Annotated in this window: 11 protein-coding genes; all 11 read right to left on the bottom strand. The window is 50.6% G+C overall.

Features of this window, described 5'->3' with window-relative positions; translation table 11 throughout:
* Nucleotides 1-68 precede the first annotated feature (68 nt).
* The 11 genes from HJV72_RS02715 to HJV72_RS02765 all read right to left on the bottom strand — a co-directional run bounded on the left by HJV72_RS02715 (nt 69) and on the right by HJV72_RS02765 (nt 12,733).
* Nucleotides 69-3,092 (bottom strand): ATP-binding protein, encoded by a 3,024-nt coding sequence (locus HJV72_RS02715; protein ID WP_208068458.1) that lies wholly within the window; start codon nt 3,090-3,092, stop codon nt 69-71.
* Between the two features lie 199 nt (nt 3,093-3,291).
* A complete protein-coding gene (locus HJV72_RS02720; RefSeq protein ID WP_243765495.1) occupies nt 3,292-4,596 on the bottom strand; it encodes a dicarboxylate/amino acid:cation symporter in 1,305 nt (434 codons plus the stop codon).
* Nucleotides 4,597-5,457 (bottom strand): dTDP-4-dehydrorhamnose reductase, encoded by an 861-nt coding sequence (gene rfbD, locus HJV72_RS02725; RefSeq protein WP_208068460.1) that lies wholly within the window; start codon nt 5,455-5,457, stop codon nt 4,597-4,599.
* 146 nt (nt 5,458-5,603) lie between these two features.
* Nucleotides 5,604-5,906: a hypothetical protein gene (locus HJV72_RS02730; protein WP_208068462.1), complete on the bottom strand. Its 303-nt coding sequence runs from the start codon at nt 5,904-5,906 to the stop codon at nt 5,604-5,606.
* Between the two features lie 90 nt (nt 5,907-5,996).
* Nucleotides 5,997-7,280, bottom strand: coding sequence for a bifunctional phosphoribosyl-AMP cyclohydrolase/phosphoribosyl-ATP diphosphatase HisIE (gene hisIE, locus HJV72_RS02735; RefSeq protein WP_208068464.1), 1,284 nt, complete (start codon nt 7,278-7,280; stop codon nt 5,997-5,999).
* Nucleotides 7,281-7,295: 15 nt separating this feature from the next.
* Entirely contained in the window at nt 7,296-7,883 is a 588-nt protein-coding gene (hisB, locus tag HJV72_RS02740) for an imidazoleglycerol-phosphate dehydratase HisB (protein WP_208068465.1), read from the bottom strand.
* 13 nt (nt 7,884-7,896) lie between these two features.
* Complete coding sequence (hisD, locus tag HJV72_RS02745) at nt 7,897-9,192, bottom strand: histidinol dehydrogenase (protein ID WP_208068467.1); 1,296 nt, start codon at nt 9,190-9,192, stop codon at nt 7,897-7,899.
* 23 nt (nt 9,193-9,215) lie between these two features.
* Nucleotides 9,216-9,863, bottom strand: a complete 648-nt coding sequence (hisG, locus tag HJV72_RS02750) for an ATP phosphoribosyltransferase (RefSeq protein WP_208068475.1) — start codon at nt 9,861-9,863, stop codon at nt 9,216-9,218.
* Between the two features lie 3 nt (nt 9,864-9,866).
* Nucleotides 9,867-11,120 (bottom strand): ATP phosphoribosyltransferase regulatory subunit, encoded by a 1,254-nt coding sequence (gene hisZ / locus HJV72_RS02755; protein WP_208068477.1) that lies wholly within the window; start codon nt 11,118-11,120, stop codon nt 9,867-9,869.
* A 93-nt stretch (nt 11,121-11,213) separates the two neighbouring features.
* Nucleotides 11,214-11,762 carry a Holliday junction resolvase RecU gene (locus tag HJV72_RS02760; protein ID WP_208068479.1) on the bottom strand — a complete coding sequence of 183 codons (549 nt, stop codon included), beginning with the start codon at nt 11,760-11,762 and terminating at the stop codon, nt 11,214-11,216.
* Nucleotides 11,720-12,733 carry an RluA family pseudouridine synthase gene (locus HJV72_RS02765; protein ID WP_208068481.1) on the bottom strand — a complete coding sequence of 338 codons (1,014 nt, stop codon included), beginning with the start codon at nt 12,731-12,733 and terminating at the stop codon, nt 11,720-11,722. The genes HJV72_RS02760 and HJV72_RS02765 overlap by 43 nt, the downstream gene beginning before the upstream one ends.
* Between the last annotated feature and the right edge of the window lie 5 nt (nt 12,734-12,738).

A 12,738-nucleotide genomic window follows, 5' to 3' on the forward strand; every position in this document is an offset into this window, starting at 1 on the left:
TAATTCTGCAGTAATGCATCGTTTTGGAACCGAACATTCCCAGACACAGCCTGCGCTTGAGAGGCGGTTCACAGACCGCCCCTTGACTTCTTTTCTATACATCTGCCTAATGTTTCCAGCATCTGTTCCACTTGGATGGGCTTTGACAGATGTCCGTCCATCCCGCTGGCTATGGACTTTTTCGTATCCTCGTCGAATGCATTGGCCGTAAGCGCTATAATGGCGACTGTACGGGCATCCGTCCTTCCGGAGGTCCGGATACGTCTGGCGGCTTCCAGGCCGTCCATAACCGGCATACGGATATCCATCAGAATCGCGTCAAATTCTCCGGTACCGCTCTCGCAATATCTGTCGTAAGCTTCACGCCCGTCCGCCGCGCAAGTCACTTCAAAGCCGCTCATTTCCAGAATCGACTGTGCAATCTCTCTGTTGAGCTCGTTGTCTTCCGCCAGTAGTATGCAGCGCCCCTGGAAGTCCACGGGCATAACGTTCTCCTTCGGGAGCACCTCCTCCTTCTCACGTGCATAGTCAAAATGTAGCGTGAAGAAAAATTCAGATCCTTCTCCTGCGCAGCTGCATGCCTCCAGCGTACCTCCCATCATCTGTACAAGACGGCTGGAAATCGCCAGTCCTAGACCGGTTCCACCGCTGCGGGCCACCGTGCCGGCATCCGCCTGTTCAAAGGCATTGAATATGCGTGACATGGCTTCCTGCTCGATTCCGATACCGGTATCTTTAACAGAAAAGCGCAGTACGGACTTCGGCGCCCTCTCTATCTCTTCCACCCGCACGGTAATACTCCCCTGTTTGGTAAATTTGACTGCATTTCCGATAATATTGACAAGTACCTGATTCAGCCGGAGGCTGTCAGCATAGATAAGGCGGCCTGCATTGTATCCATTTTCAAAAATCAGCTCCAGATGCTTCTCTTCTGCCTGTGCACGAAACAAAGACTCTAAATCCTGCATCTGCCGCGCAAGATCCATGGGGCTGTAGTTCAGTTCCATCTTGCCGCTTTCGATACGGGACATCTCCAGGATGTCATTGATAAGGCTTAAGAGATAGACGTTGGCAGATTCGATATTGTCCAGACAGTCCATCAGCTTTCCCCTGTCATCCAGAACACTTTTAGCTATCGTAGTCATACCGCTTATGGCATTCATCGGCGTACGGATCTCATGGCTCATCCGTGACAGGAAGTCCGTCTTGGCCCGGCTTACGGCATCTGCCTTCGATTTCATGATGAAGGAAGGGACGATTTTGACCAGCTCCTTCAATAGCTTGCGCTGTTCGGGCGTCCATACATAATCCATCACATCTATTTCAAAGCTCATAGAGCCGACATACTCGCCATAGTTCCAGATGCCTCCGTGGAGGCAGGAGGCGATATGGGAGATGCCTTCTCTTACATTATGATCTGCCAGGCCATCTTCATCATACATATTTGCGCAGATTTCAAATTCTTCATCCGAAGCGTAGAAATCCTGCCCGAGCTGGAGGTCTTTCTTGTCTCTGGCCCACTGGTAGGCAAACCGGTAGCTTAGATACGCACGGTCCGCCTCGATGATGGATACCCGGTCAAAGTGATAGGTCCTCCCGATGCGTGACAGCAGAAGGAATACGGCATCATCCAGATTCTTTGATTTTCCGAGCAGATCCAGTGCAAAAGACACAAGGTCATCGTCCGGCCGTGACGTATCCATCTTTATGTCGTTGACCGGATGTCTGTCGGTATAGATCTGGGTGAGAAATACACCAAGCTCATTGGACGTATCCAGATAGCAGGCAGCCTCTCCCTTGCCGTTCTCTTTGACATACTTCAGCGTACTCTCCGCGCAGCGGTAGAGGGCATTATATTCATCCACAACCTCGGTACTGCACATGCCGACGCTCACAGACAATGTGATGTTCTTCTTGGCATTAATGAGCATGTTCCTCACCTGGGCAGCTATGCGGGGGCCGATTATGGTAGCCTCAGCTTTGCAGCTGTTCTTGAAGAATACCATAAATTCATCGCCTCCGAGACGTATCTGGATATTATCCGGCCCACTTTCGGCTCTCAAAAGCTCCGCCACTTCCTGAAGGACCGCATCTGCGAAAATGCCGCCTTCCGCCTTGTTAATCTGCTTGAAGTCATCCATGTCAAAGAGCATCATGACTCCATGTTCCTCCGGCTTCTTGCTGTCCAGATATTCCTGGACGAGCCGGATGCCGCTCTCTTTATTGTATAGCCCTGTCAGACGGTCGCGGGAACGTGCTTCTTCGAGTGCGTCTTCCATGGATTTCTGCTTTGTTATATCCTCCACGATGCCGATAACGAGTTTGGGTCGACCGTTCTCATCCGATTGTATGACCGACATCGTCTCCCGGCACCAGTAGCCTCCGTTCATGCCCTTGAATTCACAGGAAGCCGTGCTCTCGCCGCTTTGGATACGGCTGTACATCTCGTAGAATGCCGGCCTCGTCCTTTCCTCCACATGTTCCACGGCAAAGCTGTGCGGCATGTCAGCATACCGGGCACGGCAGTGGTAGATTTCACAGGTACGTTCCGGCACGATACATTCTTTCGTCTCAGGATAATAATAGAATTCACATGTGGTCGTATGCTCCAGCGCCAGGTGCAGTATCTCATTGCTTGCCTCCAGCTGCGCGGTCAGACGCTCATTCCGCTTCTCGGCATTCTTCCTTTCGTCGATATCCATATATACGCTCTGGATAACCTCTTCTCCGTCTATGTCGACGATCAGTTCCGCACTTCCGATTACCCAGCAAGGTATACCGCCCTTTTTGAGCAGGCGGTACTCATAGCTGATCTTATCCCCCGGCTGCCTCAGCTTCGTAAGCAGTCCAAGAATATACGCTTTGTCTTCATCTGCTATAAGCCTGTCCGCTCCCCATATCCTGATGGACCAGAATTCTTCCCGCGTATAGCCGAAGATACGTATCGCCTCTCTGTTGGCGCTTTTAAATACAGCCCCCTGGTCCGTCAACCGGTACTGTACAATACCACACATGACAGACTGGAACAGCCGGTTATAATAATCTGTCTGTCTCTTCGGCTCTATCCTGCCGTCTGCTTCACCTGGCTTCATCCATCCGCCTCTCTTTCCCGCAAAGCCAGCAGCTATGAAGAAAGCTCCCGGTTCATTGTCCGTAATCTATACTTATTGAACTACTAATGTTCAATAAGGTATATCTAAAATGATAGCACATCTGCCTGGGAAACTCAATGCACATGTCGCCCCTGCGCTCCCCGGCTTATGCCATTCTCCATATATTCTCAGCCGCCGGTCATGCATGTTCGGCAGATGCGTTTTTCCGGTTGAATACCTCTCTGTCCAGCGCCTTGTTCTGGTGTGCGACTATCGTGGTACATACCGCATCGCCAGTGATATTGACGGCAGTCCTCGTCATGTCCAGAATCCGGTCGATACCCATGATAAGGCCGATAGCCTCCACAGGCAGCCCGACAGAGTTGAACACCATCGTGAGGGTGACGAGGCCGACGCTTGGAACTCCCGCTGTCCCTATGGATGCCAGCGTGGCTGTCCCGATGACGGTGATATAATCCATCAGCTCAAGATGGATGCCGAATGCCTGTGCCGCGAATACGACCGCGACGCCCTGCATGATTGCCGTACCATCCATATTGATTGTGGCGCCGAGCGGTATGGTAAAGGAAGATATTCTTTTGGACACCCCCATCTTCTTTGCAAGCGTGTCAATGGACAGCGGTATCGTCGCATTCGACGTAGCTGTTGAGAATGCAAAAGCCATGACAGGGAAAAAGTGTTTGATGAACTTAAGCGGATTCAATCCTGTAAACAGCTTTAACAGTCCCAGATAGACGACGAAGCACTGTACTGCCAGTGCAATCAGCACCCCTATCATATATTTTCCAAGAGGTACGAAAGCCGAGAATCCGATACCGGCAAACGTCTTGGAAATGAGGCAGAATACACCGATTGGCGCAAAGCTCATAACCATCATCGTCATCTCCATCATGATATCATTGAACTGGCTGAAGAAATTGCTCACCGTCTCGGTCCGTTCTCCCAGTTTTGCAAGTATGATGCCGATGATGAGGGCAAATACGATTATCTGCAGCATGCTGCCGCTTGCCAGCGCGTTCACCGGATTATCCGGTATGATGTTGAGCAGCGTATCTGTCAGAGATGACGCTTCCGCGCTGCCCACATCCGCCGCGCCTGCCTGTATCTTGGACATATCAAGGCCTCGTCCCGGATTGATGATATTTCCTACAGACAATGCTACCGTTATGGCAAGGGCTGTCGTACAGAGATAGAACACAAGTGTGCGCACCCCTACAGTGCCCAATTTTTTCGTATCGCCGATGGACATGCTCCCGCACACCAGGGAACAGAATACGAGCGGTACGACGAGCATCTTCATAAGCCGGATGAATCCCTGGCCGATGACATGCAGGACGCCGTCCACTATGATATCGTCTTTTACTGAGCTGGCAGGAACCACGTAGCATAAGACGATGCCAAATATAGCTCCTGCAATCAACGCGATGAAAATCTTTGTCGTAAGTCCCAGCTTTTTCTTCTCCCCTTTTCTCTCCATACCCATCTATCCGATTCCTCCTTTGTTCTTCCACTCTTCCATATATTCCTCCAGAGATGCTCTCCAGCCTGGCATCTCATATACGTCTATGATTCTAAGTATAAAGTTGTCCAGTACAGCGTAGGCCGGACGCACGGAAGACAGTTCTGATTCCCGCGTCGGCACCGGCTTAAGTTCCGCTTCCAGGCCTGCCAGCTTCAGGATTTCCTTTGCAAACTCATAACGGCTGCAGGTTCCTTTGCATGTGGCATGGTATGTGCCGTATTCATTCGTCTGAATCAGATGAAGGATAATCCTGCCCAGATCCCGTGCGCTCGTCGGCGAACCGAACTGATCGGAAGCCACAGAAATCTCTCTCTGGCTTTTGGCCTTCTTAAGCACGCTGTTTACAAAGTTTTCGCCTCTGCCGTATACCCAGTTGCTGCGCACGATAAAATGCTTGTGCGTGAACTCTTTCACATAGTTCTCCCCGGCTCTTTTAGACCGTCCGTACACGGTGAGTGGATTCGTGTCATCAAACTCCGAATACGGCGTCGTGCTCAGACCGTCGAACACATCATCTGTGGACAGCTGCACGATCTTTGCCCCTGTCTTTCTTGCAACGATGCTTAAGTTCCTGGCCCCGAGCGCATTTACCCTGTAGGCAAGTTCCGGCTGTTCTTCGCACAGCCCGGTATCTGTAACCGCCGCACCGTTTATAATCACATCCGGCCGGTTAATCTCGCCGAACCCGATTACCTCGTCGGTATGCGTAATATCAAGTTCTTCCTTATCTGTGTTGAACACTTCCGCTTCCAGCGGATCCAGCACTTCGTTAAGCGCGGTTCCAAGCTGACCTCCCGCACCTACAATCCATATTTTAACCATATTCTATCCTCCTGCATCTTACTCCTGTACCATAAGAAAAGCGTTGATCAAGTACAATCAACGCTTTACATTCTGCTTTTCTATTATATCAATAGTTGACGCCAGTGTCAACAAACGTGCCGCCACTGGGCTTTCCATCATTTACCTTAGAGATTCTTCCATACTTCCGCCACATCCATATCCGTCGTTATCTCCTGGATGACCCTGTCGCTGTTCACATGTTTTACCTCGATTCCGTTATTCTCCATAGCGACGAAAGCCGCGAACAGCATAAAGCACAGGAATACCCTTATTCCGAACGTGCTGACGGCACCGGTGTCCTCTTCCCCGTACAATTTGTGGTAGGCAGCGCCATATCTCGGATGCACGGCCGGAGGTCCCTTTCGGTCGCTGTACAGATAACGCGTCTCATTCAGCAGCTGGCGCCGCCTTTTTTCAGAATTGTTCATATAGCATCCCGTCCTTTCCAGGCAGCTGGCTTTGTACTTAATTTCTGCCTGGAATATTATATGCGGCATATATGCTGTTTCATTCCCGTTTTAGCGGTCTGCAAGTTCCTTGACGATATCTTCCCAGCTGATTCCCCTCTCTACCATAAGCACCATGGCATGATACAGGAAATCCGCCATCTCATATTTGACTTCTTCAGGATTCGGATTCTTGGCGGCAATGACAATCTCTGTCGCCTCTTCGCCTACTTTCTTTAATATCTTGTCAATCCCTTTGTCGAACAGATAATTCGTATAAGAGCCCTCCTTTGGATTTTCGCGTCTGTCCTGGATGGTACCATACACCGATTCGAATACCTGCAGCGGATTCGTCTCATCATAGTCACTTCCTACAAGAGGCTGGAAGAAGCAGGTCGGATTGCCCGTATGGCAGGCTGCACCCACCTGGTCTACCTTGGCAAGCAGCGTGTCATAGTCACAGTCTATCGTCAGTGATTTCACATACTGGAAATGGCCGCTTGTCTCGCCCTTCGTCCAGAGCTGTTCCCTGCTTCTGCTATAGTAGGTCATCTTGCCGGTCTTGATGGTACGGTAGAATGCCTCATCGTTCATATAGGCGAGCATCAGCACCTCCTGGGTCTTATAGTGCTGGACGACGACGGGTACGAGCCCTTGTTCATTCGTCTTGAACTGTGAGAATTCCATCATGCTTTCAAAGGAAGTCATCTTGATCTCTTCCTGGCCGCACTTCTCCTTGAAGTCTACAAAATCCATATCCGTCTGGCTGACGAATCTGCCCGACAGCCCTTTTACGCCCGGGCACTTAAGAATCTTGAACAGCTCAGGCTCCTCCATCGTGTCTGTGACGACCACGCACGGGACGTCTGTGACATTCATGACCGAATTCAGATCGAGCCTGTGCATGAATACGATCTCGCTGCTGTAGTCCTGAATAAGATGCTGGTGCTTGAACAAAGCGTCAAAGTCATTCAGTGATACTGCAATCTTCTCCTTTCCAAAACGTCTGGCGGCATCATCAATCAGCTTTACGCTGTCCGTCTTGGAAAAGTTCAGCATCGCCCGCTTGGCTCCCGCGTATAAGATCTTCTTAATATCCTCCTGCCGCCGGATATTGCCTCCTGCCACCATCGGTATACGGATGACCCGGTTCATCCGTTTCATCAGGTCGATTGCCTCATCATGTTCTTCATCGGCGTCAGACAGGTCGAACACAAGCAGTTCATCCGCCCCGTGGTCACTGTAATATTTAGCAAGTCCGATGACGTCGTCTGCCAGCACCGTTTCATCTGTAAACCATTTTACCGCTTTCCCTCCCCTGATAAAGATACAGGGTATCAATCGTTTATAGCTCATTGTATCTAGTCTCCTTTATAGGCTTCCTTTTGTCGTCCATGCTTCCTTGATCCGCGGCTCTTCCATGGTTGCCATATCGAGCGCTTTCCCAAAGCTTTTGAACATGGCTTCCGCCATGTGGTGGCTGTTGCCGCCATCGAGTATCTTCAGATGGATATTCATCATGGCACTGTAAGACACGGCATAGAAGAACTCACGTACCATCTCTGTGTCCAGGCCGCCTATCCGCTCTGTAGCAAACAACGCATCATATCCAAGGTAAGGGCGTCCGGACAAGTCTACTGCGCAGAGGGCCAGCGTCTCGTCCATGGGAAGTATGAAATGGCCGTATCTTCTGATGCCTGCCTTGTCTCCTGCCGCCTGTGCTATCGCCTGCCCCAATACGATTCCCGTGTCCTCTACGGTGTGATGGCAGTCCACGTGTATATCGCCTTCGGCCTTTACGGTCAGGTCAAATAATCCATGCCGCGCGAATCCATCCAGCATATGGTCGAAGAATCCTATGCCGGTGCTGATATCGTTCTGTCCACTTCCATCCAAAGTAAGCCTCACGGCAATATCTGTCTCTTTTGTCTTTCTCGTACATAGGGCTGTCCGTTCCATCCTCTTATCCTCCTTATCCCTCTTCAAAACGCACTTTAATAGAATTGGCGTGGGCGGTCAGCTGCTCCGCTTCCGCAAATGCCTCGATATCTGTATGAATCTCCTCCAGCGCCTCTCTGGAGTAGCCGATGATGCTGGATTTTTTGATGAAATCATCCACAGACAGCGGCGAGAAGAACTTTGCCGTCCCATTGGTGGGCAGCACATGATTCGGGCCTGCAAAGTAGTCGCCCAGCGGTTCGCTTGCATATTCCCCTATAAAGATAGCACCGGCATTCCTTATTTTCGTCATGATATGATATGGGTCTTTCGTCATAATCTCAAGATGTTCAGACGCGATATCATTAGCAATGTCTATAACATCCTCCATCGTTTCGGCCACGAGGATATAGCCGTAGTTCTCTAATGACTTCTTTATAATCTCGGACCGGGACAGCTCTTCGGCAAATGCATCTGCCTGGGCAGATACATCTCTGGCCAGCTTTTCGCTTGTCGTCACAAGTATCGAAGATGCCAGTTCATCGTGTTCCGCCTGGGACAGGAGGTCGGCTGCCACATATCTTGGGTTTGCCGTCTCATCCGCCACTACGAGAATCTCGCTCGGCCCTGCTATTGCGTCTATGCTCACGTGGCCGTATACCGCTTTTTTGGCAAGGGCCACATATATATTCCCAGGCCCTACGATCTTGTCTACCTTCGGTATGCTCTCCGTCCCGTATGCCAGCGCGCCGACCGCCTGTGCGCCGCCCGCTTTATAGACCGAGTCTGCACCTGCTTCTAACGCGGCGACAAGCGTATTGGGGTTCACCTTCCCGTCCTTTCCAGGTGGCGTCACCATGATAATCTCCCCGACTCCGGCTACTTTAGCCGGCACGATGTTCATAAGCACGGAAGAAGGGTACACAGCCTTCCCCCCGGGTACGTACACGCCGACCCGGTTAAGGGGCGTGACTTTCTGTCCGAGGATCGTGCCGTCAGGCCTGCTGTCAAACCAGCTGTACTGGCGCTGCTTTTCATGATAGGTGCGGATATTCACAAGAGCCTTCCTGATTATGGAGAGTAGCGACAGATCCACCTGCTCATAGGCTTCCTTAAACTCTTCTTCCGTCACTTTCACATTCCCGGCACTGATATCCGCCCCATCAAATTTCTTCGTATAATGGAATAGCGCTTCGTCTCTTTCCGCTTTTATCTTATCCAGAATCTCCGCCACGCCCTGTTCGTATCCGGCGTAATTGTTCGGACTCCGTTTCAGGAGGTCTTCCAGGACATTCTGCTTTGTCTCCTTGTCTAACCGTAGTATCCTCATTATAACCTGTCCTCTCTTATCTCTCAATCCATTACTGTCATAGCCGCGCGCAGCTTTGTCAGAAGCGTCTTTATCCTCGTGCTTTCCATACGCATGCTTACCGGGTTCACTATCATCCTGGCAGAAAGCGGGCAGACCTCTTCCAGCACTTCCAGACCGTTTTCCTTCAATGTCGAGCCAGTCTCCACAATGTCCACTATCACTTCTGAAAGCCCCACGATAGGCGCCAGCTCAATGGAGCCGTTCAGTTTGATTATCTCCACGGTCTGATGCTTCGTATTATAAAAGTAGTCTTTTGCTATATTCGGATATTTGGTGGCAACCCTTATGAGCTCGTGATGCTGGAGAAGGGGGGCAGCCTCCTTATACCCGCAGACGCACATGCTGCACCTGCCATAGCCAAGGTCCAGCACCTCGTGTACCTTGCGCCGTTCTTCCAGTATCGTATCCTTCCCTGCCACACCGATATCCGCCGCTCCATACTCTACATACGTGGGGACATCCGGCCCTTTTGCAAGAAAGAACTTAAGTTTTAGTTCTTCGTTCGTAAATATCAGCTTTCTGGAATCCTTATCTTTCATCTCTTCACAAGTGATTCCTATCTTTTCAAAAAGCTCCAGCGTCTGCTTTGCCAGGCGCCCCTTCCCAAGGGCAAATGTCAGATATCTCATAGTTCAGCTCCTGTCTCTTGAGGCAATCACTTTGTGCTCTCCCGTCACCAGGTTTATCATCGTGATTTCCCCATTTTTATTGATGTAAATCAGATTTCCTGCATAATACTCTTTGCCGTATTCGATATAGTCTTCTATGAGCTTGCCTTTGGACTTCTTGACAAGTTCTGTGTTTTTGGCCTTTTTTCTGAAATCTCTGGCCAGTACGAGCGCTTCTTTCAGCCGCTCCTCATCATATACGATCAGTGTGTTTTTTCTTGTATATACGATGCGCACCTTCTGCCTTGCAAGTGCGTTCATCAGTTCATCGATGACGATGACGAAACCGATCGAAGCAGACTCTTTTCCGAATTTTTCAAGAAGACGGTCGTACCTCCCCCCTTTGACAAAGGCATCTCCGGTACCAAATGTATAGCCCCGGAAGATGATGCCGGTGTAGTACCCATAAGTACCACTCATGCTCAGATCAAACGTCACATATTCTTCTGCTCCATATATCTTAAGAACGTCATAAATCTTCTCCAGACGTTTGATTGCCATGATGCCTTTGGAATTCGGAGCGATATTCCTCGCCCTGGCAAGTATCTCCACACCGCCGACAAGTTCATCCAGAGCCGCAAACGCTTCCTTGGAACTTCTTTTTACATGGATACTGTCCAGGAATTCTTCCACCCCGAAGTAGTTCCGGTTGTTGATAAGCTCCCGGACCCGTTCTTCCGCTTCTTCGTCCAGATCGGCATCTTCTATCAGGCTCTGGAAGTAATCTACATTACCTACATTAAGCTGGAACTCTTTCAGCCCGATGGAGGTGAGGCATTCGATGACAAGTGCCAGCATCTCCGCATCTGCCTCTGCCGAGTCATCGCCCATCAGTTCCGCGCCCATCTGCGTATTTTCACGGAGCCGTCCCTGATAGCTGGAATGGTTGATGAACGTATTGCCGGTATAGCAGAGACGGATTGGAAGCTGTTCATCGCCGTAGAGCGTTGCTGCCGCTCTGGCGACAGACGGAGTGATATCCGGCCGCAGAACAAGCGTATTGCCGTCCTTGTCAAAAAATTTGTACAGATCTTTCGAGGGAATCGTGCCAATCTCCTTCCGAAACACGTCAAAGTATTCAAAGGTAGGTGTCTGTATGTCATGATACCCATAGAGATGGAATACTTTTGCCAGCCTGCTCTCCAGTGCCAGCTTCCTCCCGCATTCCACATTATATATATCCCGGACCCCTTCCGGCGTGTGTAGTAATTTCTTCATATCTCCTCCTGCTGTGTCCTGTTGTGTCATAATACGGAGCACCACTTTAGCGTGCTACCATGTTAAATTCCTTACTGCATTATACGCATTTTCTTATTCTTTGTCAAGCTGCTCCCTCAGCTCCAGATCCAGATTCACCGCATCCAGATAAGGAACGTAGCAGCCATTCTTCAGTTCCATCAGAAAACGCGGATCCAGTTCATCAAACCGAAAGCTTTTCCTGCCTCCGTCCTCCGCCCGCTTCCAGAAGGCAAGCATCTCATCATATCGCATATAATACAGAATATTTCTGGCTGAAAAATAGATGATCAGAAAGGACAGCCCCCCCTGCTTTTCATAACCGCCCATAAATGTCACCTGATGCCGGTGGATGTTCTGAAGGGGGAAGGTATCCGCGACACACTCTTTTGCATCGAAGCAGACTGGTATCCCCTGTACCGCACCGATATAGTCTACCGTACTGCGCTGGTCAAAGTAGGCAAGCGTAATCTGTCGGTGTTCCTTATCCATCTTCACCGGCGTAATCGGTGTCGGAATCTTCTGTATGAGCGCCAGTCCCATCTCCTGATACCGCTCATTTGTCCGGTTGATCAAGTCTTCTAACGTAGAACCTCTAAGGCCTCTTGAGTTCCATGTTCCCATGCTGTCTCCTTTATCACTTTCTGAAATATATCCGGCACCGGAGCCCGGAATCTTCTGTCTGACAATGCCGACAATTCCCCTTCCATGTGTGGAAGGACGAGCTCATATGAGTGGAGCAGCTGTGACGTGACGCCATACAACTGTCTGAACCGGTCATTCACCGCTCTGTCTCCGTACTTGTAATCTCCACACAGCGGGTGGGATACGTAGGCCAGATGCGCCCGTATCTGATGGGTGCGGCCTGTGATCAGATGCACTTTCAGGAGGGTAAGCGCCCCGCTGTAAGCCAGGGGGGTGTACTCTGTCTCTATGGGAACCGCCTTGCCGCCGTACCGTTCCTGTACGATCTCCACTTCGTTCGTCTTGTCATTCTTGATAAGGAACCCTTTGATATGCGAAGGCCTGTCCACCTTCCCCTTCACGATACAGAGATAGTATTTGCGCAGGTTCCTGTCCCGGAACATGCTGCTGAACGCCTGAAGCCCTGCCAGCGTTTTCCCGGCCACTACGAGCCCGCTCGTGTTGCGGTCCAGCCGGTTGCATATGGACGGGTGGAAGGTCTGCAGCTCCTCCTTCGTAAGCTGGCCGCTGTCAAGCAGATAAGATATCACCTGCTCGACGAGCGAGACATCTGTCTTCTCCGCCTTCTGCGACAGCATGCCGGCCGGCTTGTTGACGAGGAGGATATGCCTGTCCTCGTAGATGATATCAAGACGGATCTTCTGGCCTGCTTCTATAACAGGGACAGGAATCCCGGCAAACTTTTCAACCGTCTCATCCGAAAGGAAGAGCCTCACCTCATCTCCGGCGTGAAGCTTTTCACTGCCGGCGGCCCTGGCGCCGTTCAGCGTTATATTTTTCTTGCGGAGCATCTTATAGATGAAGCTCCCCGGCGCGCCGCTCAGGTATTTCTTCAGAAATTTATCGAGCCGCTGCTCTGATTCGTTTGGCTTTATTATGATATTCTTCATAGTGG

It is taken from the genome of Extibacter sp. GGCC_0201, assembly GCF_017566055.1.
Classification (GTDB): Bacteria; Bacillota; Clostridia; order Lachnospirales; family Lachnospiraceae; genus Extibacter.

What these genes read in the sequence shown, in the direction of transcription:
- HJV72_RS02715 (WP_208068458.1), bottom strand. Translation starts at nt 3,092, where the DNA reads ATGAAGCCAGGTGAAGCAGACGGCAGGATAGAGCCGAAGAGACAGACA.
- HJV72_RS02720 (WP_243765495.1), bottom strand. Translation starts at nt 4,596, where the DNA reads ATGGGTATGGAGAGAAAAGGGGAGAAGAAAAAGCTGGGACTTACGACA.
- rfbD (WP_208068460.1), bottom strand. Translation starts at nt 5,457, where the DNA reads ATGGTTAAAATATGGATTGTAGGTGCGGGAGGTCAGCTTGGAACCGCG.
- HJV72_RS02730 (WP_208068462.1), bottom strand. Translation starts at nt 5,906, where the DNA reads ATGAACAATTCTGAAAAAAGGCGGCGCCAGCTGCTGAATGAGACGCGT.
- hisIE (WP_208068464.1), bottom strand. Translation starts at nt 7,280, where the DNA reads ATGAGCTATAAACGATTGATACCCTGTATCTTTATCAGGGGAGGGAAA.
- hisB (WP_208068465.1), bottom strand. Translation starts at nt 7,883, where the DNA reads ATGGAACGGACAGCCCTATGTACGAGAAAGACAAAAGAGACAGATATT.
- hisD (WP_208068467.1), bottom strand. Translation starts at nt 9,192, where the DNA reads ATGAGGATACTACGGTTAGACAAGGAGACAAAGCAGAATGTCCTGGAA.
- hisG (WP_208068475.1), bottom strand. Translation starts at nt 9,863, where the DNA reads ATGAGATATCTGACATTTGCCCTTGGGAAGGGGCGCCTGGCAAAGCAG.
- hisZ (WP_208068477.1), bottom strand. Translation starts at nt 11,120, where the DNA reads ATGAAGAAATTACTACACACGCCGGAAGGGGTCCGGGATATATATAAT.
- HJV72_RS02760 (WP_208068479.1), bottom strand. Translation starts at nt 11,762, where the DNA reads ATGGGAACATGGAACTCAAGAGGCCTTAGAGGTTCTACGTTAGAAGAC.
- HJV72_RS02765 (WP_208068481.1), bottom strand. Translation starts at nt 12,733, where the DNA reads ATGAAGAATATCATAATAAAGCCAAACGAATCAGAGCAGCGGCTCGAT.